The 19,688-nt window shown below is 60.8% G+C and carries 22 protein-coding genes and 1 pseudogene; 18 read left to right on the forward strand and 5 right to left on the reverse strand.

The window, feature by feature from the left end; translation table 11 throughout:
• Positions 1 to 112: 112 nt before the first annotated feature.
• Genes AB4Z23_RS17820 through AB4Z23_RS17830 form a run of 3 tightly spaced genes read right to left on the reverse strand, consistent with a single transcriptional unit; the run spans position 113 to position 1,333 of the window.
• Positions 113 to 751: a hypothetical protein gene (locus AB4Z23_RS17820; RefSeq protein ID WP_441360394.1), complete on the reverse strand. Its 639-nt coding sequence runs from the start codon at positions 749 to 751 to the stop codon at positions 113 to 115.
• Positions 752 to 758: 7 nt separating this feature from the next.
• Positions 759 to 1,055: a hypothetical protein gene (locus AB4Z23_RS17825; RefSeq protein ID WP_441360395.1), complete on the reverse strand. Its 297-nt coding sequence runs from the start codon at positions 1,053 to 1,055 to the stop codon at positions 759 to 761.
• Positions 1,049 to 1,333 (reverse strand): hypothetical protein, encoded by a 285-nt coding sequence (locus AB4Z23_RS17830; RefSeq protein ID WP_441360396.1) that lies wholly within the window; start codon positions 1,331 to 1,333, stop codon positions 1,049 to 1,051. Before AB4Z23_RS17830 ends, AB4Z23_RS17825 begins: the two co-directional genes overlap by 7 nt.
• A 186-nt stretch (positions 1,334 to 1,519) precedes the next feature.
• On the opposite strand from AB4Z23_RS17830, the gene AB4Z23_RS17835 reads away from it, so the two are divergent.
• The 10 genes from AB4Z23_RS17835 to AB4Z23_RS17880 all read left to right on the forward strand — a co-directional run bounded on the left by AB4Z23_RS17835 (position 1,520) and on the right by AB4Z23_RS17880 (position 11,261).
• Positions 1,520 to 3,286 carry a ParB/RepB/Spo0J family partition protein gene (locus AB4Z23_RS17835; protein ID WP_441360397.1) on the forward strand — a complete coding sequence of 589 codons (1,767 nt, stop codon included), beginning with the start codon at positions 1,520 to 1,522 and terminating at the stop codon, positions 3,284 to 3,286.
• Positions 3,287 to 3,383: 97 nt separating this feature from the next.
• Positions 3,384 to 3,857: a hypothetical protein gene (locus AB4Z23_RS17840; protein ID WP_441360398.1), complete on the forward strand. Its 474-nt coding sequence runs from the start codon at positions 3,384 to 3,386 to the stop codon at positions 3,855 to 3,857.
• Complete coding sequence (locus AB4Z23_RS17845; protein ID WP_441360399.1) at positions 3,854 to 4,741, forward strand: DUF7007 domain-containing protein; 888 nt, start codon at positions 3,854 to 3,856, stop codon at positions 4,739 to 4,741. The genes AB4Z23_RS17840 and AB4Z23_RS17845 overlap by 4 nt, the downstream gene beginning before the upstream one ends.
• Entirely contained in the window at positions 4,738 to 5,100 is a 363-nt protein-coding gene (locus AB4Z23_RS17850) for a hypothetical protein (RefSeq protein ID WP_441360400.1), read from the forward strand. The genes AB4Z23_RS17845 and AB4Z23_RS17850 overlap by 4 nt, the downstream gene beginning before the upstream one ends.
• Before the next feature lie 376 nt (positions 5,101 to 5,476).
• Positions 5,477 to 6,076, forward strand: a complete 600-nt coding sequence (locus AB4Z23_RS17855) for a hypothetical protein (protein WP_258115119.1) — start codon at positions 5,477 to 5,479, stop codon at positions 6,074 to 6,076.
• 80 nt (positions 6,077 to 6,156) lie between these two features.
• Positions 6,157 to 7,245, forward strand: a complete 1,089-nt coding sequence (locus AB4Z23_RS17860) for an IS4 family transposase (RefSeq protein WP_441360401.1) — start codon at positions 6,157 to 6,159, stop codon at positions 7,243 to 7,245.
• 349 nt (positions 7,246 to 7,594) lie between these two features.
• On the forward strand, positions 7,595 to 7,990 hold the full coding sequence (locus AB4Z23_RS17865; protein WP_441360582.1) for a ProQ/FINO family protein: 396 nt from the start codon (positions 7,595 to 7,597) through the stop codon (positions 7,988 to 7,990).
• Between the two features lie 114 nt (positions 7,991 to 8,104).
• The gene (locus tag AB4Z23_RS17870) at positions 8,105 to 8,524 is read left to right on the forward strand and encodes a helix-turn-helix domain-containing protein (protein WP_441360402.1); all 420 of its coding nucleotides are present in this window, start codon (positions 8,105 to 8,107) and stop codon (positions 8,522 to 8,524) included.
• A 186-nt stretch (positions 8,525 to 8,710) separates the two neighbouring features.
• The gene (locus AB4Z23_RS17875) at positions 8,711 to 9,637 is read left to right on the forward strand and encodes an ArdC family protein (RefSeq protein ID WP_441360403.1); all 927 of its coding nucleotides are present in this window, start codon (positions 8,711 to 8,713) and stop codon (positions 9,635 to 9,637) included.
• A 1,309-nt stretch (positions 9,638 to 10,946) separates the two neighbouring features.
• Entirely contained in the window at positions 10,947 to 11,261 is a 315-nt protein-coding gene (locus AB4Z23_RS17880; protein ID WP_441360404.1) for a DUF736 domain-containing protein, read from the forward strand.
• Between the two features lie 110 nt (positions 11,262 to 11,371).
• Here AB4Z23_RS17880 and AB4Z23_RS17885 read toward each other — a convergent pair whose 3' ends face one another.
• Positions 11,372 to 11,650 (reverse strand): HU family DNA-binding protein, encoded by a 279-nt coding sequence (locus AB4Z23_RS17885; protein ID WP_441360405.1) that lies wholly within the window; start codon positions 11,648 to 11,650, stop codon positions 11,372 to 11,374.
• Between the two features lie 473 nt (positions 11,651 to 12,123).
• Here AB4Z23_RS17885 and AB4Z23_RS17890 point away from each other — a divergent pair, with 473 nt between their 5' ends.
• Positions 12,124 to 12,294, forward strand: a complete 171-nt coding sequence (locus tag AB4Z23_RS17890) for a hypothetical protein (protein WP_258115124.1) — start codon at positions 12,124 to 12,126, stop codon at positions 12,292 to 12,294.
• Between the two features lie 536 nt (positions 12,295 to 12,830).
• Here AB4Z23_RS17890 and AB4Z23_RS17895 read toward each other — a convergent pair.
• Positions 12,831 to 13,067, reverse strand: a pseudogene (locus tag AB4Z23_RS17895) (WGR domain-containing protein); the annotation flags it as partial.
• Positions 13,068 to 13,585: 518 nt separating this feature from the next.
• Here AB4Z23_RS17895 and AB4Z23_RS17900 point away from each other — a divergent pair.
• The 7 genes from AB4Z23_RS17900 to AB4Z23_RS17930 all read left to right on the forward strand — a co-directional run bounded on the left by AB4Z23_RS17900 (position 13,586) and on the right by AB4Z23_RS17930 (position 19,685).
• On the forward strand, positions 13,586 to 13,855 hold the full coding sequence (locus AB4Z23_RS17900; protein WP_441360406.1) for a hypothetical protein: 270 nt from the start codon (positions 13,586 to 13,588) through the stop codon (positions 13,853 to 13,855).
• 374 nt (positions 13,856 to 14,229) lie between these two features.
• The gene (locus tag AB4Z23_RS17905; protein ID WP_441360407.1) at positions 14,230 to 14,550 is read left to right on the forward strand and encodes a hypothetical protein; all 321 of its coding nucleotides are present in this window, start codon (positions 14,230 to 14,232) and stop codon (positions 14,548 to 14,550) included.
• Between the two features lie 1,984 nt (positions 14,551 to 16,534).
• On the forward strand, positions 16,535 to 17,266 hold the full coding sequence (locus tag AB4Z23_RS17910) for a hypothetical protein (protein ID WP_441360408.1): 732 nt from the start codon (positions 16,535 to 16,537) through the stop codon (positions 17,264 to 17,266).
• A 10-nt stretch (positions 17,267 to 17,276) separates the two neighbouring features.
• The gene (locus tag AB4Z23_RS17915; protein WP_441360409.1) at positions 17,277 to 17,738 is read left to right on the forward strand and encodes a hypothetical protein; all 462 of its coding nucleotides are present in this window, start codon (positions 17,277 to 17,279) and stop codon (positions 17,736 to 17,738) included.
• Between the two features lie 134 nt (positions 17,739 to 17,872).
• Entirely contained in the window at positions 17,873 to 19,000 is a 1,128-nt protein-coding gene (locus AB4Z23_RS17920; protein WP_441360410.1) for a lytic transglycosylase domain-containing protein, read from the forward strand.
• Positions 18,997 to 19,356, forward strand: coding sequence for a TrbC/VirB2 family protein (locus tag AB4Z23_RS17925; protein ID WP_441360411.1), 360 nt, complete (start codon positions 18,997 to 18,999; stop codon positions 19,354 to 19,356). Before AB4Z23_RS17920 ends, AB4Z23_RS17925 begins: the two co-directional genes overlap by 4 nt.
• A 2-nt stretch (positions 19,357 to 19,358) precedes the next feature.
• Complete coding sequence (locus AB4Z23_RS17930) at positions 19,359 to 19,685, forward strand: VirB3 family type IV secretion system protein (protein WP_045024398.1); 327 nt, start codon at positions 19,359 to 19,361, stop codon at positions 19,683 to 19,685.
• Positions 19,686 to 19,688 lie beyond the last annotated feature (3 nt).

Raw genomic sequence — 19,688 nt, forward strand, 5'->3', positions numbered from 1 at the left:
GCATGGACACGTCCTTTCGTATGCATTTGTTGTTCGTCGCCAAAGGGCCAACGCACCGGCATTTCCTGTCACAGGGAGGTTCCGGTACGCCGTGCGCGGACAGAGGATATGGTCAGGCGTTGACGACGGCAGCAATGTCCTGAAGATGCCGAAGATCGCGCGGCACCTTGGGCACCAGCAGATCTTTTTCGATCTCCATGACGATTGAGCGAACCGTGTCTGTCCTGTTCATGCCGCTGGCCGCCATGACCCACCGGACGTCTTCATCGGTCCTGACGGAAATCTTGAACGACAGGCGCCGGTTGGGGATGCGGATTTTCGGCGTTATGCGCTTGCTGCTCGCGGCCTTCGACGTTTGCCATGCTTCGAAGCTGCGGCGCAAGGCATTGGTTTTTGGTTCGTTTTGGCGAAGTCGCTGAAGATAGAATGCAAACAGCGTTTTCCTGAAGCGCGTGGTCGCAGCAGGATCGATGCGATAGGCGGCAGCATCGAGGATCTCGACCTCGGGCGCGGGAATGCTGACTTCCAGTGCGACCTCAGCGACCTCCCGTGCGCGCCGGATGGCCGGCGTGGACTGCGCGGGGATTGCGACAACGGCGTCGCATTCATCGCAGACTGCAGCCAGTATGCCCTTTACCGTGCCCGATCCGTCGTCGAACGGCACATCACGGTAGGCAAATGTCGTCGCGACCAGCTTTCCGCAGTGCGGGCAAATGGCTTTGCTGGTATCGCCTGGTTGGTAGAGCTTCATGAAAGCCTCACTGATGCACGCTGATGAATACGGTGTTCGGGTCGACGAAGTAGAATTTGATGTACCAGCCATCACGTCGAATGACGTGGACCTGAATAGAAGCAGCCTGATGATGCGCCGATGACGAATGGTCTTGGCCCTGGCTGCGCTTGAGAACGTCGCAGACCGTAGAAGCGGAAACCTGACCGGTCAGCAGCAGGTTTTTTGTATCGACGTTCGAGCGTTCGGCCTCATGCAGGTACGTCCCCTTCAAAAGGGCGGTTATCACTTTTCTCTTCGCGTCGTTAAACCCGAGCGTCACCATATATACGAAGTTCCTCGTAAAATATCAAGCGCCGTCCGATAGAAGGCATTGGCCTGATAACATGGCGACGCGTTGTTCGTCAGCGTTTTTGTAGTCCTGCGCCCAGCACCGTGGCAACGGTTGTCTTCACGGATGAAGCAATCCCGAAATGGAGCCTTCTTTGCTCGCAAATCCTGCGATCGAGCGCCGGTTAGTGTGCTCGCAAAGCGGAGAAGAAAGAAAATGGGGAAGAAGCGAACCGTTCGCAGATCGGCCGTCTCGCCGCCGCTGTCGCTCAACCGCTCCCTCCTCAACCCTGCCCGTCGTTCTCGCAAGGCTTCGCCCCGCTCGCCCTGACGGGCAGGGCCGCTCGGGCGCAGTTGCGCCGGTCCGTCCGCTCCGCGGTCCGGGAAGTGTCTTCGGAAAAAACTGAAGACAGGAAGGGGTGGCGACCGCCGCTCCGAAACCCGGAAGGAGCAAATCCCATGCAGATCCTCAAACTCGATCCCCGTGCGCTGAAGAACAATCCCGACGACGCACGCCGCTCGAAATCGTCACCGCAAGCCGATGCGCTGCTGCTGGCAACGGTCAAGGCCGTTGGCATCATCCAGCCGCCGATCGTCGCGCCGGAAACCGACGGCGGAAACGGCTACATCATTCAGGCCGGGCATCGGCGTGTCGCCCAGGCGATTGCCGCGGGCCTGGAGGAGATCGACGTGATCGTCCGTGAGGCGGCCAACGACAACGGCGCCATGCGCTCCATGGTCGAGAACATCGCCCGTGAACCGCTCAATCCTATCGATCAGTGGCGGGGCATCGAACGGCTCGTTGCCCTTGGCTGGACCGAGGAAGCGATTGGCGTGGCGCTCGCCCTGCCGGTCCGCCAGATCCGCAAACTCAGGCTTCTGGCCAACGTTCTGCCGGCCATGCTCGACCATATGGCGCTTGGCGACATGCCGAACGAGCAGCAGCTGCGCACCATCGCCGCCGCATCGATCGAGGAACAGAGGCAAGTCTGGAAGGCCAACAAGCCGAAGAAGACCGAGCGCGCCGACTGGTACAACATCTCGCGTGCGCTTTCGAAGACGCGGATGTTCGCGAAGGATGCGAGTTTCGGCGATGACCTCGCTCAGGCCTACGGCATCGAATGGGTCGAGGATCTGTTCGCACCGGCCGATCAAGACAGCCGCTACACGACCAATGTCGAGGCCTTCCTCGGCGCCCAGCAGGAATGGATGACCAGCAACCTCCCCAGGAAGGGCGCGATCGTCGAGGTCAACAACTGGGGCCAGCCGGACCTGCCAAAGAAGGCCGAGCGCATCTACGGCAAGCCGTCGAAGTCCGACCATGTCGCCATGTATCTCGACCGTGACGGAAAGGTGCAATCGGTTGCCTTCCGCATGCCCGAAGACAAAAAGAAGGGCAAGAGTGGCGCTTCCGCCGGTAACGATGCGGCAGGAACAGTCGATGATCCGGTCATCGACGCACCGAAGCCGCGCCCGGACGTCACCCAGAAGGGTCAGGACATGATCGGCGATTTCCGCACCGATGCCCTGCACGAGGCACTCGGCCGCGCGCCGATCGAGGACGACATGCTGATGGCGCTGCTCGTCCTTGCCTTCGCCGGCCTCAACGTCCGCGTCGACTCCGGCGCAAGCGACAGCGTGTACGGGCCGAAGCGCTTCCGGCGTCATGCCGCGCAACTGCTGTCCGAAGATGGCAAGCTTACCTTTGACATGGAGACGGTGCGTGTTGCCGCCCGCTCGATGCTGGTCGACGTGCTGTCGTGCCGACGCGGCATGTCGAACAGTGGTGTGGTGTCGCGCATCGCCGGAGACGCCATCGGCGCCGACAGCTTCCTGCCAAACATGGGTTCGGAAGATTTTCTGTTGTGCCTGTCGCGGCAGGCGCTCGAGGCGGCTGCGAAGGAGGCGAACGTGCTTCCGCGCCAGAAAGTTCGGGAGACCCGTGCGGCTCTCGTCGATCATTTCAGCCAGGAACGCTTCATCCACGCTTCCGCGCTCTTTGCTCCCGACCGGCAGGACGTCGTCGATCTGATCAAACACGGCGAGGCTATGGACGATGAGGAAGAGGCCGAAACCGAGACGGGGGACGTCGAGGAGGAGCAGATCGAGGAAGAGGGTGCCGATCCCTCCGAGGGTGAGGACGATCTTCCCGGTACGCCCGATCATGGTTCCGAGACCGGCGAGCAGGTCGAGGATCACGACGCTTACGGGATCGCAGCGGAATAGCCGCTTCCATTTTTCTCCGAATGAATTTCCGCCGCTGATGGCCTCCATCGGCGGCGGTTTCGTTTCCAACACCCCTCAAGATCCAGGGAGAATTCGCATGACTGCACATCTCGCATTTCTGGCGCCGATCGGCTCCATCCTCAAATGGTCCGACGGCGCGCCTCGTCCGCCCGAACGGCAGCGAAAAAAACTGTCCGCCTGGAAGGCCAGCAACAGCTCCGGCCGGCTGATCCGCAAGCAGGACGAGCGCGCCGCCGGAAGCATCGTCCTGCCGGTAAACGTCACGCTGCACGAAGGCGATTTTGGCGGCGGCGGTGTCATCACCATTCGTATCCACCGCACGTTCTCGCTGGAAACCAGCCTGACCTTCAGCATTGTCGAGCGTCCCACTATCGGCAGTTGCCGCGTCTTCGACCGGGCGGGCGACAATGCCGAACTCGTCCATCTCGCAGCGAACCGCGAGGCCGCGGAGGATTGGCTGTCGCGGCACGGTTACCCTTCCGCTGTTCTGGAGGACGTGACGGCGGACGAAATCGCCGCTGATATCGTCGAAGGGAGGGTCGCAGCATGACGGACCTCACTCCTGAGACGGCCGCTCCGTCCACCCCTGACGGTTCAGGGGTGGAATTTGGAATAAGTGCAGACGGCCTGACCGTGGCGCGCATCGGAGACCTTGTCTTCGCCATGGTGTCAGAGCGCGACGGTCAATATTTTCTCGTCTCCGCCTGGCGCGTCACGCGACCATTCGCCGATCTCACACGCAACGACTTCTATTCTCATCACGGCAGGATCGGAGATGAGCCGGCGTTTCATGCGCGGATGCTCGAACAGGTCGAGCATATCCGCGAACTGGCTGGGCTTTCCCGAAGGACGGCGCGGATCCACTGCAATACTCCCTGGGGTCCCTCCCAAGGCGCCACCATCTATGCCGAAGGTGTGGTTTCTCACACCACGGCAGGACATGGAGGCTTCAAGCTCTCCGGAAACCGAAATGCGCAAGTCCATCCGATGGTGCGGTCGCAGGACGGTTGGTACGAGGAGGATTCCGCCTGGGCGGCGGTCGCGGTCGCCTTTCCCGAACTGTTCACCGGGTTCGAGCAGCGTTGCGCGGCACGGACGCTCAAGGATTGGGAGCCAGACGCATGGGAGGTGATCTTCGGACGGGTCCTTGCACCCGGTGAATCCCACACAAAGGATCGACGCGCCTTCGAGCAGCAACATGYCAACGACTGGATCGTGACCTCCGCGCTTCGCTCGGACCATCACCCCGGCATGACGGAGGTCATCGCCACGCGTGGTGGCAGGCGCGATCACGGCATCGAGGAGCGGCGCTTTCTGGTGCCGTCGGCGGACTATAAGGCGGGCTGCTTCGGCTTCGTCATCGACGAGACGCGACACGCGGTTTACGAAGGCCCATCGAGCTTCGCGTCATGGACGGGGAGGGATGCGGCATGACCTCGCTCGACCATCATGTGGCATTGCGGCGCATGGAAGATGCCTGCCGGCAGACGCGGCACCAGATCGACATGATCGAGCGTCAGATCATCCGCAAGATGACCGCGCTGATACCGTCTCTTGGCCGGCGAAGATCCGCGTATCGGCGGGGCAGGCCGCCTGAGCGGCAAGCGTTCTTCAATCGCTATCGGACCAATCTTGCCGCCATCACCGCCGAGCGCCAGCCGGAAATCGATGCACTTTCGCGGAAGCTCGCGCGGCAGGAGGCGGCAATCGCATCATTGCGTGCCCGTGCACCTCTGCCCGGCAGTGTTGGTCAAACGGGGGTGCGAGCCGACGGTGATGTCCGGCGCTTGTGATGACTGCGCAAGCCGCGGCAAGGCAGGGGGGTCGGTTGGGCCTGGCGCAGGCATTGCCTGATTTCCTCTCCTCTTCGGCATCCTGGATCTGTCCCCATGGCCGTTCCGTCCTTCGGTTTCGTGGCGGTCTGAACCGGCGCCCGTTCGGTTCAAGGCCGCTGTCGCGCCGCGGGGCGGCCAGTCATGCCGCTCTCGACAAAGCAGGCATGCGGGCTTCGCAAGGGCTTGGGCAGCCCGCTTGACCGCATGCCTGCTTCGCTCGATCTGGCCCGCCCGGACCCTGAACCGCCCGGTTTGCGCCGGTTCCTTTCGACCGCACCGAAGGACGGAACGGCCAAGGGGGCCGACGCTTCGGCGAAGAGACAAGGAAAACACCATGGCAAAGTCCACCACCCAGTCCCGTCAAGCCGCCCGCCCATCCGCCCGCGTCGTGCCGCTGCGCAAAGGCGCCACCCTCGAAATGGTCCGCCTCACATGCCCCGACGAAACCCAGGCGCTCCGGATTGCCGAAAGTTTCGGGACCGCCATCCTCGACAGCGACGGCATCCGTGACATGCACGAGCGCCTGATCGTCGAGACCGCCACCGCACTTTCCGAGGGGCTTGGCGAACGGGCAATGCAGATCCATCTTCAGCGCATCGTCGGCGCCTATGTCGGATCGGCCCATGGCGCCGGCCAGTTCTACTCCCGCGCCGTCACCGAGGCGCGTGACGCCACCGCCAAAAGTGCTGCGGACGCCCGCGACGAGGATCTCGACGGTCCGGTCGGCTATGACAGCGCCGCCCAGCGCAAGCGTGAATTTGCAGCTGACATGGGCATCCAGGCGCATGCGCTGAGAATGGCGGCCGTCGGCGCAGTCGCTGCCTATGAGCAGGTCGTCGGCGAAACCTGGAAGCCCTTCGATCGCCCGGTCGAAAATCCCGGCCAGACGCTCGATCGCAAGGCGGCCGCAGCCCAGCTCTCAGCCTTCGAGTAATAGACCTCACGGCGGGGCTGCGGCCCATAGGCGCTAACTTAAGGCTTTGATCAAAGAGTCGGTTGTGATTCAACATTGCGATGAATCACAGCTTTTCTCTGAACGATTGGTCCAAATTGCTACCGCTCTTCGGAGGAGCCGATAGCCTCGACGCTTCGGCTCGCGCTTCTGGCGCGCTGGTACGGCGTCGCGCGGTCCGGGATGGCGCAACTTTGCTAAGGCTTGGGCTTGGTTATGGACCCGGTGGATTGTCATTGAGGGAAGCGGCCGCTTGGGCCGGCGTCCAGGGTATCTCAACCCTTTCCGATGTTGCTCTGTTGAAGCGACTTCGTGGTGCTGCTGACTGGTTTGCTAGTTTGGCTGGACAAGCGTTAGCTCGACGTTCTGGCCTGTCGGGCAAGGGTGTGCGACCACTGAGGCTGGTAGATGGCACAGCTATCAATGGCCCTGGCAACTACGGCAAGGACTGGCGATTGCATGTCGCTTATGACCCGGTGGCACAATGTTTCACAGCGATTGAACTCACTGATGGGCGGGAGGCTGAAAAGCTTGACCGCTTCAAGGCGGATGACGGTGAAATACGTATTGCCGATCGAGGCTTCGGTTCTCGGCCGGACTGTATCGCAGCGATTTCGGAAGGGCCGGGGGACTACGTTGTGCGTGTGCATTGGCGTGGATTACGTTGGCAAGATAATTTTGGCGGCCGCTTCGATATTCTCGACTTTCTTCGTGGCCTCGAAGACGAGGAAATTGGCGAAACCAAGATTATGATCGGTAGAGGCAAAGGCCGCTCACTGAAATCCCCGGTTCCGGCTCGCTTGATCGCCGTGCGGTTGCCACCTGAGAAAGTGGAAGTCGGTCGTACTCGTATCCAGCGCGATAATCGCCGAAAAGGGCGAAGCGTTCAGCCCGGTACTCTGGAGGCGGCCAGCCATATATTACTCCTGACTTCCTTGACTGAAGCAGAGTATCCCGCAAAAGAAATTGCCGCGCTCTATCGCCTGCGCTGGCAGGTCGAGCTTGCTTTCAAACGGATGAAAAGCCTGTTTGATCTTGATAAGCTGCGGGCAAAAGATCCGCGCCTAGCGAAGGCCTGGATCTTCGCGAATCTGCTGACCGTACTGCTTGTAGAAGACATAACCCGGCAATTGCCGGACTCTTCCCCCTGAGGGGACAGCAGGAAACAAACGGCATCCCTGCTTGTGGCGAAACGTCAAACTTGTTGTTGGCGCTTTGCGAGCCGCCATCATCGGAAAACTCAATCATAACTTCAATGCGCGCGCCTGGGCCATCATGTGGCCACGCATCACCGAGCCTCCGCGGAAAAGGTTACCGCAAATGGCTCGGTGGTTAAGTTAGCGCCTATGGGCTGCGGCCCCGCCAATCCTTCACGCAGACGAAGTATCCTGTTCTCGTCAGCTCCGCATGCTTATATGGCAGGGGATCGATGACGAAAGGACACGCATGGAAGACGCTTCAGCCCCCAAGACTAAACCGTGGTCGAAGTCACAGGGACCCGTGTTGGCCAACGCCTCCGATTTGCGAAAGGCCGCAGCGATCAACGCGCTTCTTTCAACCCCGGCGCCGGTTCTTCCTGCGAAAGAGGGTGATCCCATCCTTCCGTTCGTCATTGGCATATTTGAAACGTTCCGCGCCTCTCTGCAACCGGATGTGCCGGCAGTGCACCTGCGCCGGGCGATTGCCGCCTATGCGCGCTCGAAGAACTACCTGCTGGCGAGCGCTCAGCCGGACGCCATGCGTCATGATGCAACAGGTACACCGGTCACTCCGGTCGAGGAAGCGGATCGCCTGTCGGCGCAGCTGCGCGTCGAGGAAATCCGCCGGGAGAGACAGGCGTTGGCAGAACCTGCGCGGACCGAAGAGGTTGCAACCGGTCCAACCCCGGAACAGTGATTTCAAAGTCGGGGAAACTTTCCGTTCTATCATGCGCATATCAGAATACGGTCTTGCAACGGATGTAGCCAGAGCGTCATTCTGCAACCCTCACAGGCGCAAGGAGGCAGGTAATTGAGTGATGCAGGGAAAGCCCCGAACGCGATCGACGTTGAAGTCGGTGCCCGTATCAAGCTGAAGCGGAAGCTTATAGGTATGTCCCAGCAGTCATTGGCGGGCAAGCTTGGCGTAACCTTCCAGCAGGTCCAGAAATACGAGAAGGGTGCCAATCGCGTTGGCGCCAGCCGCCTCAGCCAGATCGCGACAGCGCTGGATGTTCCGATGTCCTATTTCTTCGACGGAAACCAGGGTGAGCGGCAAGACGACGATAATCCACATATCTCGCGCGAGACCGATGAGGTTGCGCTGTTCCTGTCTTCGACAGAAGGCTTCAATCTCAACCGTGCTTTCATCCAGATCCCCTCCGCTGCCGTGCGGCAGAAAGTTGTCCTGCTGGTGAAGTCCGTCGCCCGCGCCGAAGAAGAGGCGCAATAATCGATCTCATCGCGACCCGTCCCGCCTCCGGTCCTGCCGGGGTGAGGGTTTCGCGCAAGGGCTTGCGCCCTCCTTCACGTTCGTTGCGGCGCGTTCCGCGTGCGCTCATCCCTGACCTCCCCGGCTTTTTGACCGCCGTGACGGGGTCGCGATGGTCGCGACCTCCGAAAACGGAGGTTCAAAGAAATGAAGAGCAAAGAGCAGGGCGAACGCGCCGATCTCTATTCGCGCATTACGGACAAAATTGTCGCTGACCTGGAGAAAGGCGTGCGTCCATGGATGAAGCCGTGGACTGCCGCAAACACGACCGGACGGATCAGCCGACCGCTGCGCCACAATGGCGAACCCTATAGTGGTCTGAACGTACTCCTGTTGTGGTCGGAGAGTGTAGCGCAAGGTTATGTCTCGCCGACCTGGATGACGTTCAAGCAGGCCTTGCAGCTGAACGGCGCTGTTCGCAAGGGAGAGACCGGGACGACGGTCATTTATGCCAGCCGCTTCACCAAATCCGAATCCGATGGCCAGGGCGGGGAGGTTGAGCGCGATATTCCGTTCCTCAAGGCATATACGGTCTTCAACGTTGCTCAGATCGACGGTTTGCCGGATAGCTACTACGCGCCGCCATCCAAGCCGGCGGATCCGGTCGAACGCCTCGAGAGTGCGGACCGCTTTTTCCGCAACACGGGCTCGGTCGTTCGCCGCGGCGGCAGTCAGGCCTATTACGCACCGGTCACCGATCATATCCAGATGCCGCCCTTCGAGGCGTTTCGGGATGCGGGAAGCCACGCGGCCGTGGAAGGTCATGAGCATATCCATTGGACTGCGGCGGCCGACCGTGTCGGTCGCGATCTTTCGCGCTACGCCAAGGATCGCACCGATCGCGCGAGGGAAGAGCTGATTGCCGAGCTCGGCAGCTGCTTCTTGTGTGCCGACCTTGCGATCGTTCCGGAACTCGAGCCCCGTCCTGATCATGCGAGTTACCTTGCATCCTGGCTAGGTCTGCTGGCCAATGATAAGCGGGCGATTTTTCAGGCGTCGGCGCACGCGCAACGCGCTGTCAATTATCTCCATAGCCTGCAGCCTGCCGCAACCGACCAGAGGGAGGCTGCGTGATGGATAGCCATTATCCTTCCCGGTTGCTGATCCTTGCCTGCTCGGCGACGAAACGTGACGGCCCCGCATATATAACGGCGATCGAACGATATGACGTGGCTCTAAGGCAGGCCCTCCGTGCAGTCGATCCTCGAAGGGAGAAGGCGCATGCTGCCTTTCTCTCCGCCCGTCTCGGTTTCCGGCCGCAGACATGACGATCGAGAGGTAAGATGCCCGTATGACGGCAGCAATGGCAACCGCAATGTAGCGCGGCGATCGCGGAACACACTAGCGGCGACCGACGTCTCGTGCGCGCGTCAAGCCCTCCGGCGAACATTCCGGACCGCACATCGCATCGCTCACCGTACTTCAAAAAATCGGCTTTTGCGATGTCGCGCTCGTCGGAGGGCAGCTCTATCTCGACGTCATGTGGCACTTTGTCGATCTGTTTCGAAAAGGAGCTACATCGACGGCGATGCCCGGATCACGGAGATCAGTGGATCCATCGGCTTCATGCGGCGCGATCTGCACTGCTGGCTTGTCGGCCAGAAAGGGGAGGCGGGCTGCGCGTGAGCGCGGCCAAACGAAGTTGGCGACAGAATCAGGCGCCAATGGCGGTCTACTGGAAAGCCGTTGCCGTGTATGCCGGGCACCCCTATCGGATCGCGCGTCTGACAAGAGCCCGGTGCGAGCGGTCGGACGTGTCCCGTTCCGTGGCGGAAGTCGGCTATCGGGCCACCGGACCTCACACCCCGCGTTCTGATCGGAGGTGAAACGGACAAGGCCGTCTTGCCCCCTTTGGCGAGCTGCTGCCGGCAGAAATCCGGCGCAGGCGCTGGCACGGGACAGGAATGGGGGAGAGCGGACAGTGCGTCGGTGACGTCACCGGTCCAGTCGCGTCAAACGCCAGAGCGAGAGGAGGCGGGAAATCCGACGTCCCGGTAAAATGCGTCGCCAGACGGAAGCGCCAGCATGCGGCCGATCCCGAAAGTCCGTGCCAACGAAAGCGTCTGTTCGAAGCGGGGCCGCCAAAATCCAGCACCCTGCCAGGTTCCTCCGCCCTGGACACCGCTGCACTCACGCAGACCTCGATGGGACTGATGTGACCGCAAGACGCCTGCGGCTCGACCGGCTGACCGCAACGGCCGGCCCTGACTATTTTCCGCCGCCCGGCAGGCCGGGCTTTGCATCGCGAAGCAAAATAGCCCGGTCCGGCCGCCCTCTACTGCGTTCCGGCCCCTGAAGGGGTGCGGTGCCGATCGCTCCCGGTCCTTACACCGTCATCGAGGCAGCGATGGGCGCAGCCCGATCACACGAAAGGAACCAAGTCATGGCAGTCATCGGCGAATTCTCCACCAACGGCAACTCCATCGTCGGCAACGTTCGCACTCTTACGGTCGCAATGAAGGCACGCCTCAATCCCATCGAGCGCGTGTCCCGCGACGCCCCGGACTTCCGCGTCACCTCCGGCGCTGCCGAAGTGGGAGCTGGCTGGAACTCGGTCTCGGCCAACGGCGAGCCCTACATCTCCCTCAAGCTCGACGATCCGAGTTTCAACGCCCCGATCAGCGCCGCTCTGTGGCCGGCCGAAAAGGAAGGCGACTACGTCCTCGTCTGGTCCCGCCCGAACCGCGAGGCCGCATGACCGGGATCCCCGAATGGCCCCGCCCCAGGGCGGGGTCGTTCACCCAAAAACAACAAAGCCGGCTCGGGCAGTGCGCACGGATCCGGCTTTGCCTTTGTCATGAGGATAGCTCAGGCGTTGAGTGCGTCCTTCACGGCCTTGCCTGGCGTGAACGCCAGCTTCTTCGCAGCCGCAATCTTGATCGTCGCGCCGGTCGCCGGGTTGCGGCCTTCGCGCTCCGGCGTTTCCTTGAGCTTGAATTTGCCGAAGCTCGGAATGGACGTCTCTGCGCCGGTCAGCGCCGCCTCGGTGATCTGCCGGAAGACGCTCTCCACAATCGCCTTGGCCTGCGCCTTGCTCAGGTTCTGTTCGGATGCGATCTTTTCCGCAATTTCATTGGTCGTGGTCATAATATAATGGCTCCTCGTGTTTCACCCCATCCGGTATGAGGTTGAAGATGCGGCGACGATAGGGGCGATATCTCCGCATCCGCCCGAAAAGACGCGAAAACCACAGGAAATATGCGGTCTCCAGCCGTTTCTGACATCTAACGCTCGATCCCGCCGTGCCCGGCGGCACAATGCCGGCGAACACGTCCGGTCTCTCCCAATACGATGAAGATGCAAGCGGGCATCGAACCCGCCTGCATCTTGCCGGTGCCATACGGAGAGGTGGGGGTCTGCTCAGAACGTCCAATTGTGCCGTTCGGAAATGACGGCCTCAAGGACGCATGGTTCCCCCAATTTTCAGCCCCGTCCCGCCGGTCCGGGTCAGAAAATCGGCTCCCCCATACGCCGGCTCCGCCGGTCGCTGCGCGATCCTTGACCCCGCCATCCCCTCACGCCGCTGGTCCTCGTCTTTCACAAACGTCAAGGAGATGACGATGACCTATGCCCTTGAAATCCAGGTTGCCGAGCTGCGCGCCGAGCTTGCCAACGCAGTCGACCGCAGCGAGCGTCGCCAGATCCAGGCCGAGCTCGAACTCGCTCAGGCCGAACTGGCCGCCGCGCTTGCCGAACAGGACGGCAGCCATTCCTCGGAGCCTCCGTTCTGACGGAGGCTTTTGCCGCTGTTCCTGGCCCAGCACGCCGGATCGACCGGCGGCCAAGACCCGAAGCTTCGCTTCGGCTGTGAGCACATCGAACGTCGCAGCCTGCTCTCGTCCGAAAAGATCTGGGAGGTTGTCGCGTCCTTCCTTTCGATCCCCTGTCATCGGCATCGGGGATGTTGCAGCCCGGTCGTCGCACCGCAACCTGCCGCCTCGGGCAGGTCCTTTGCATTCGCTACCGCCCTTTCAGGTGCAGCACTCCTTTCCGGGCCGCGGCCTATCCCCGCAATGACACGTTATCGAAAGGAGTAAACATCATGCGCCAACTCTCCCAATTCCTCACATCCACCGGGCGACGGCTCCGCGCACTCGGCCACGTCGCCGGCCACCTCTTCCGCAAAGGAAAGCTCGGCCTCAAGCTCGCGATCAAGATCCCGTTTTTCGTCGAGATCGAGATCGCCTTCGAGACCGATTGGGGTTGGGGCCGATAAGACGCCTGTCGAGGCCCACGCGAGCGGGCCTCGTTCCGCCTGCCGCCCAGCCGGGCGGTAGCCGCGTGTCCGCTTCTGGCGAACGAGATCGAGAAACAGCTGCACGGCGTCCTCTTCACGCTGGAAGATATGCGCCTTTGACTGGCCGTGCGCACCGATGCGTCCCCAGCGGCGGGTCAGCCGGGTTTCTCCAAACAAGGTCTCCGAAATATCCATGGCATAGTAACGCGCCATGTTCATCGAGGCGTCCGTGCGTTCGATATAAAGCTGATAGGGCTGCGTGATCATGCCGGGAGGATCGTCGATCACGGAGCGCAGGTCCAACGAGAGATTTGAATCGGTTATGCCCGACCGATTCATTTGCGTGATGTGTTGGTAATCGCCGAAGAGATGATCGGGCGAGCCGGCTTTGCCGGACGGCTCTACTCGCGCCCCGGAGCGCTCACGGAGCCCGCAAGCGTTCTCCGCGCTGTCGCGTGACGATCCTCTCGCGGTGTGGCACCGCCGGCGCGGCATCGCAACCGTTGCGGCGCGGAGATGGTGCAAGACCGGCTGGCCGCCGGAAATGGTCACGCCCGCTGTCGCGGGCGTGGTTCTCTCTATCTCTATGACGCCGCATTCTACGATCCCCTTCTCCCGCCTCAAGGACATCGCGGTTCCCCCAATTTTGTCGCCGGCCGCTGATGCGCCCGCCGGCAAAATCGGCTCCCCCGCTCGCCGCCGCTGGCGGTCGCGTTCCGCGATCCTTGACCCGCTCGGCGGCGCTCTGTGGCTCCCTTTCGTCACAGAAACGAAAGGATACGATCATGACAAGAGTTTACGGCGGCTGCGTGGAGCCGGGTGGTTTCGACCTTGATGACGATCTCGAAATTATCGCATGCCCCGAATGCGGCGGGGAAGCATTCGAGCGCTACTGGGAGGCCTGCGAAGCCGGTTCGATAAACCAGTATCATACGATCAGATGCACCGAATGCGGTCACGAAGAGGGTGATCTTCCCGACTATGGCGACGACCATGATTTCGACTTCGCCCTCGATGAGGAGCTTGACGAGATCATCGCTAATTTGGGCTATTGACCTCGCATCGAGGGGCTTCCGCTCTCACCGGGCGGGCGCCCCTTTTTTCATGATCGCTCGCCATGCCCCCCGCTCTCGGTTCCCAGGAAAGCACGGCTTCAGTGGCGGACAGGAAAGGACCGGCTGGTCGCCGGAAAACGGACGCGGCCCCTGATCGTGGCCGCGGGCGATCTTCTCTCTCTGACCTCCCATTGTGCACCCGACACTCCGGCGTCAAGGACAGCGCGGCCCCTCCAATTTTCAGCCGCCGCCTTTGGCGTCGTCAGAAAATCGGTTCCTCCGCTCGCCGCCGCGGGCGGTCGCGTGCCGCGATCCCTGACCCCTCGCGGCTATCGTGCGGCCTCCTTCCGTCAGAAAACGAAAGGAGACTTCTTATGACACAGCGCAAGATTAAATACATCGACGGCGCAAGCCCGGAATACTGGCGGCAGCGGACCGAGGGGTTCCGTCTCATTCACGAAGCAGAACGAGCACTGGTCCGTGTCAAAAACGCTCCGCTGTACCTCGCCGGCAACTGGGACGAAGACTACGGCGACTACGAACCGCTCGAAAATCTCGGACCCTACGACGACATGGATGAGGCGATCCGAGCCATTGAGGCCAATGAGACGGCCGTCGACATTCTCGTTGCCCAGTGCCGGACCCATTTTGGCGACTGGCCTGTCGCAGCCGTCATCCGAGAACTGGGTGCCTGACTGAATTGCAGACGAGAGGCGCTGCTCGCCTCTCGTCTTTTCCGCATGGTCCGGACCGCTTGCCGGCATCGAGCCTGCGTGCGGTCTTGAGGGGAGAGACTTGCCGCCTCTCCCCTCAAACACCCCTCTCCCTGTGGTGCGGGGCAAGCCCCGCCCGGCCTCTCGGACCGGTAGACGGACGCTGCCGCGACTTCCCCAAACAATACGGAGCGGATGATCGTCCTGCGCTGCGCCCTCATGCTTCGGGCATCCGCTCCAGCCGATCATCCGCTCCTGCGGTGTGCTCACCGCCCTGTCGTTCGCATGTCATCGATGTCCGCTCCCTGCGGTCACGGGCATCCCGACTGCTCGCGACGGCGGCTCGCTTCAGCATATCTCACCACCATGTGTGACCCACGCGCTATTCCTCCTCCGCGGATCACAGGCGTACACCTGTGATCGCTGTTGCATCGTCTGACGACTCGCAACAGCATTGGCGGGTCGGGCACGTGGGTCACACATGGTGGTGAGATATGGCAGGATAGGCTAATGGTATACCATTAGCCGTTTCGCCCGGGGGGCGATCGTCGCCAGAGCGACCGACGATCTCCGTGATCTTCGTTTTTTTGGGGGCTGGGCACGGACAACGGCGGCGAGCGAGCGATGTATGTCCGGAAGGGGAGGCGGTCGGGCTCGTTTTGAGGGTCTAGGAGAGCTTCCGTCCGGCGAGAGATACACCGGGATTTCAGCGATCAGACGATTACGCTACTCGAATGAGCGGACCGGTGTATCGGCTAACGGGCATATCGGTGTCTAGGCGTACGCATGAACGCGTGGTGCTCCGACTGAGTGTATCGGTAGATCGGTGAATGAGTGGATCGGTGTTTGTGCCATTGGGTGACATGGCGGATCAGCAAAGGTGCAGATCGGCGAATTTGCCCCACACCGACTAGGTGAAGCGGTGAATGGATGAATGGGTGAAGCAGTGGATGCGTGAACAGGCGGATGTGTGCATCTCCGATTGAGTGCATCGGTAGATCCGTGAGTGAGCGCATCGGTGTCTATGCCATGCGGTGAATCTGCGGATCAGCAAAGAAGCAACGCGGTGAAACGGTGCGTCGCCGATTGGGTGAATAGATGCCTTCGCCAAAAGGGTGTTATGTCATTGTGCGAACCCGCGAATTCGCTCGTAGGCAAATAGGTGAATGCGCGAAGTCGTTTCGATTCAACAGCCCTAAATATCCCGGTCGGAGTAGTCGGGCGGCACGCTACCTATAGCGCACTGAAGCAGGTGCTATAGAGAAGCCCTGCTTCCGGAATACGGGACCTGCTGGATTCCAGTATGTGTCCCAATCTCTTTCCGTGAAATCGTTCTCAGGCTTCGCGGACTTATTGCGCAAAGCGCTCCACAGCCGCGAAGGCCTTCGCGAAACTTGGCCGGAGCCATACACCATGTCGCCCATGAGCTTTTCGTAGTTTGCGGCGAATTCTGTATGCGTGGACATTATGTCCAACGTTTTGAGTGTCTCAGCGGGAGGATCTGACTTGTAGTCGGGATATTTGTCCGCCCGGTCGCTTTTTGACTCGGTCGCCATCGTGTCCAATGCAATCGCAACCGCTGCACCGAGGTCATACTTACCGTCCATGCGTGAAATGTCATAGACATGACGGACCAGCGTATGGTCGAGCGGCTCATGCCCGGCAAAGGCAAAACGAGCCCGACGCGGCGACCGGAAGAGAGGATGCCTCGATCGGATTGCTTTGGGTGTCGGCCCACCAAACCCGACTTCCCATCTTGAGCGCTTTGCCTATGACTGCTACAAACTTGCATCGAAGTGCAAGTTTGATCACATAACCTCAAGGCGTTATCGATGACATTTCTCTCTTGTGGCAAAGCGCCGGGTGTCGGTTCTGAGCCGATATCTGCAAGTCTTTCCGGCAAAATAGCAAGACGGGTTTCCCACTGACAAGCCACCGATCCCTACTGACGAAGGAATGGTACCGGGTGCCGGTCAGCATAGATTGCCCGCACTGCGGTACGGAGACGCGGACCGCAGGCATCGTGGCCGGCCCATCCAGCTTGGTGAGCATTGCAGGGTTATCGGCAGACAGTGATGTCAATCAAGCGTGGACGCGGTTTGGTGCGTTCGCATTCGTCGAGTCGCTTGGCGGTCGCACCGAAAATATCGCACGCTTCCTCCTTGGTCGTTTCCATAACACGTTCTCCTTCAGGAACGATCGGTTGGTTCAGGTCTGCGAGCACTGCGAGGAATGTCTCGCGCCAAAAATTATCCGCTCGGGCGTCATGAACGGCTTTGTGCGCCTCGGACAACGGCGGCTGCTGGTCAACGAACGTTTGCTGCTGTTCTCGTCTGCGGTGGCGCTCACGGAATTTGCTGGCGGAACCGCCATCGAGGAATGCGACGTTCCTCTTCCAGACTACGCGATGATACTCACCTGCGACACGGAAACCCAAGACGGCGAAACGGGTACCGTCGAATTGTGGCATAGCATCGCGCGCAACGACTATGCGATCATCGCCAAAAGCCACGATGGACATGAGCTGTTTCGCGATGGCCTCAATGATGACCTCAACGAGGTAACCGCGACCATTGGAACGCTCGGGCTGGTCCTGACCCAACTGCATCTGGCGCAGCCGTCGTCGCCCTATTGTGAGCTCGCCCGGGACCTCTTTCTCGAAGCCCTCGAACATGCCGGATATCAGCAGGAAACTTAGGAGGTGAGCCATGCAAATCATGAAGGCGCTGACCTGCCCAATGGCCGTTGCAATTCCCTTGGCCGCGTGTGCGCAGCTTGAACAACCGCCCCGGACGCTGCTGCCAGTGCCGTATGCCTATCTCAGCTTGACCACTTGCCGGCACTATCCCAGCAATATCGTCGAGTGCCAACTGGATTACGGTACGCATTTCGGGCGCCATCGTCTCGGGCCGGTGCAGCAGATCACACGTGAACTCGCGACGAACCTTGATGATTCTCGCTATCAGATTTCCACTTGCTGGCCGGTGTCGAGAATCCAACGGGAACTGCCGAATTTCACATGCCGAATCTATAACGGGCCCTCAGGAGCGGATGCAGGTTCAGTGCTGGTCAAAGGGGGAACCGCTGTTCGTCTGGCTCGAATCCTGGGTGATCGGGATCAAATCGCGTATCGCTGGAAGCCGGATCGCTGGGCGCGATTACAGCATTGATTCCGTTAGATATTTATCAGCGGGCCAATGACCTCCGGGATAAAATTTGTGCTCCAGTCGTATTTTTCAGTTGATTTCTGGCGCGGATTGCAGTCCATAACTTGTATTGAAGTGCAAGTTATGGACTGGTTCGAATGGATGACAGCCTGCTTTCTTCTGTGGATAGACCGCGACTCAGAGCGTCACGAAGAGCAGTCTGGCCTGCGGTGACGTCTATGTTCCTGGCCACAAGTTTTGCCGCAACGTCCGCCGGGAGCGAGCCGCTTAAGATCGGCGAGAACCATGAGCGTACCGATTGGTCGTTCCGCTTCGCGGGTAAAACCTCAAGTGAGCCCGGCGCGCTGCCAACACCGGCCGTGGAAGCCGACCAACAGCCACCGCCAAGCATCGATCTCACCAGTTTCAACGAGCGTTTTTCGGGGCAGGCCAATAACAACGCAATCCCCCAAGATCTGTTATTCATTTCCGAAGCAACGGTCGGATCGGATGATAGGGTTCCAGAGCTACCGGGAGAAGCGGCCCGCAGCGTACGTACACGGCGCGACCGCGCCGTGTTCTCGCCCATCAGTGTCTTCTCGTCTGACGCGGGCACTGTCGATCCAGTCTTCGGACCCGGCACCCCTGCCGATCGGACAGTGACGCAAGCCCGTGCCGACTTGCTTTTCGGCGTGCCTGAGGACTACGCAGCCCTTGCAGTAGAAATCGCCGCTGAGGAAGAGGTCGATCCAAATTGGGTGCTCTCGATCATGCGCGCGGAAAACGCGCGTTTCAATCCGGGCCTCGTTAGTTCGGCTGGCGCCGTCGGCCTGATGCAGGTGATGCCAAAGATTGGCGATGCTTTCGGCGCCAACGACCTTACTGATCCCGAACAGAATATTCGCGCGGGCACGCGTTTCCTGCGCCTGCTCATCGACAAGTACAGGAACCCGGTGCTGATCGCCTCCGCATACAATGCCGGAGAACCACGCGTCGATGCGCATCAATCCCTGCCACTGATCCGCGAAACCGCGGACTATGTGACGCGTGTCGTCGGCTACTACACCGGCAAGCCGGCAAGCTCCCAGCCCCCGATGCCTGGTCCAGCATCTGGCTTTCAATCCAATCAGCACCGCCGCTCAGGCCCGACCGACCGGGCAAGGTCCCCGATGCTTGTCTTCTCAGCTGCAAGCCCGCTCGCGTCGGACAGCCGCCTCCCACAACCGCTGGACGCGGCGCAACTCGGCGGTCCGGTCAAAATCGTCAAGGATGAGGTACTTCAATGAACATGATTGTCATGGCAATTCTCGTTGGCAGCGTGAGCTGCCGTTCCCTGGTCCAGCGCAAGGGGGCCGGCCATGCGGCGATGGTGTTGCTCGCCGCCTCGGTGCTGTTCGTCAGTCAATACGAGCCAGCTGCCGCTCAAAGCCTTGATGCCCTGGAGAATGCTGCCGACAGGCTGGTACAGTTCTTTACCGGCCCCTTTGGTCGCTCGGTTGGAGCGATTGCCTTCATTGGCATGTTCCTCGCTGCGGCCTTCGGCTTCTGGTCCTGGGGCGCGCTTCTGCGGGTCGGTGGGAGCCTCGCCGGCATGTTTGCTGCCGCTGAGCTTGTAGACTTCCTGGCTGGCGCCGGATCTTGATCATGACGAACTCTGCCAACAAGACTTCAGGCGGGGACGACCATATCGAATCCTATCCGGTCATCCTTGCGCTCACGCGGCCGCCGACGGTGATGGGGATCCCTTACACGTACTTCCTGGCGGAGTGCTTCGTCTCGCTCATGGTGTTCATGGTGCTCGGCTCCATCCTGTGGTTCCCCGTGTCGTTCGTGGTCCTGCACGGCATTCTTTATGTGCTGACGGTCAAACTCGACCTCTGGTTCTTCGACATCCTCGGCCGCCTCAGCATGTGCGGCGTCAATCCCCTCGGCCGCAGACTGGGCGGGGGCATCCGGACCTACGGAGCTTGACCG

This window comes from Agrobacterium sp. MCAB5 (assembly GCF_052114365.1).
GTDB lineage: Bacteria > Pseudomonadota > Alphaproteobacteria > Rhizobiales > Rhizobiaceae > Agrobacterium > Agrobacterium tumefaciens.

Bases quoted from the DNA above. Each gene is read 5' to 3' on its own strand.
- AB4Z23_RS17820 (WP_441360394.1), bottom strand. From the start codon at position 751: ATGAAGCTCTACCAACCAGGCGATACCAGCAAAGCCATTTGCCCGCAC.
- AB4Z23_RS17825 (WP_441360395.1), bottom strand. From the start codon at position 1,055: ATGGTGACGCTCGGGTTTAACGACGCGAAGAGAAAAGTGATAACCGCC.
- AB4Z23_RS17835 (WP_441360397.1), top strand. From the start codon at position 1,520: ATGCAGATCCTCAAACTCGATCCCCGTGCGCTGAAGAACAATCCCGAC.
- AB4Z23_RS17840 (WP_441360398.1), top strand. From the start codon at position 3,384: ATGACTGCACATCTCGCATTTCTGGCGCCGATCGGCTCCATCCTCAAA.
- AB4Z23_RS17850 (WP_441360400.1), top strand. From the start codon at position 4,738: ATGACCTCGCTCGACCATCATGTGGCATTGCGGCGCATGGAAGATGCC.
- AB4Z23_RS17855 (WP_258115119.1), top strand. From the start codon at position 5,477: ATGGCAAAGTCCACCACCCAGTCCCGTCAAGCCGCCCGCCCATCCGCC.
- AB4Z23_RS17860 (WP_441360401.1), top strand. From the start codon at position 6,157: ATGAATCACAGCTTTTCTCTGAACGATTGGTCCAAATTGCTACCGCTC.
- AB4Z23_RS17875 (WP_441360403.1), top strand. From the start codon at position 8,711: ATGAAGAGCAAAGAGCAGGGCGAACGCGCCGATCTCTATTCGCGCATT.
- AB4Z23_RS17880 (WP_441360404.1), top strand. From the start codon at position 10,947: ATGGCAGTCATCGGCGAATTCTCCACCAACGGCAACTCCATCGTCGGC.
- AB4Z23_RS17885 (WP_441360405.1), bottom strand. From the start codon at position 11,650: ATGACCACGACCAATGAAATTGCGGAAAAGATCGCATCCGAACAGAAC.
- AB4Z23_RS17890 (WP_258115124.1), top strand. From the start codon at position 12,124: ATGACCTATGCCCTTGAAATCCAGGTTGCCGAGCTGCGCGCCGAGCTT.
- AB4Z23_RS17900 (WP_441360406.1), top strand. From the start codon at position 13,586: ATGACAAGAGTTTACGGCGGCTGCGTGGAGCCGGGTGGTTTCGACCTT.
- AB4Z23_RS17905 (WP_441360407.1), top strand. From the start codon at position 14,230: ATGACACAGCGCAAGATTAAATACATCGACGGCGCAAGCCCGGAATAC.
- AB4Z23_RS17915 (WP_441360409.1), top strand. From the start codon at position 17,277: ATGCAAATCATGAAGGCGCTGACCTGCCCAATGGCCGTTGCAATTCCC.
- AB4Z23_RS17920 (WP_441360410.1), top strand. From the start codon at position 17,873: ATGGATGACAGCCTGCTTTCTTCTGTGGATAGACCGCGACTCAGAGCG.
- AB4Z23_RS17925 (WP_441360411.1), top strand. From the start codon at position 18,997: ATGAACATGATTGTCATGGCAATTCTCGTTGGCAGCGTGAGCTGCCGT.
- AB4Z23_RS17930 (WP_045024398.1), top strand. From the start codon at position 19,359: ATGACGAACTCTGCCAACAAGACTTCAGGCGGGGACGACCATATCGAA.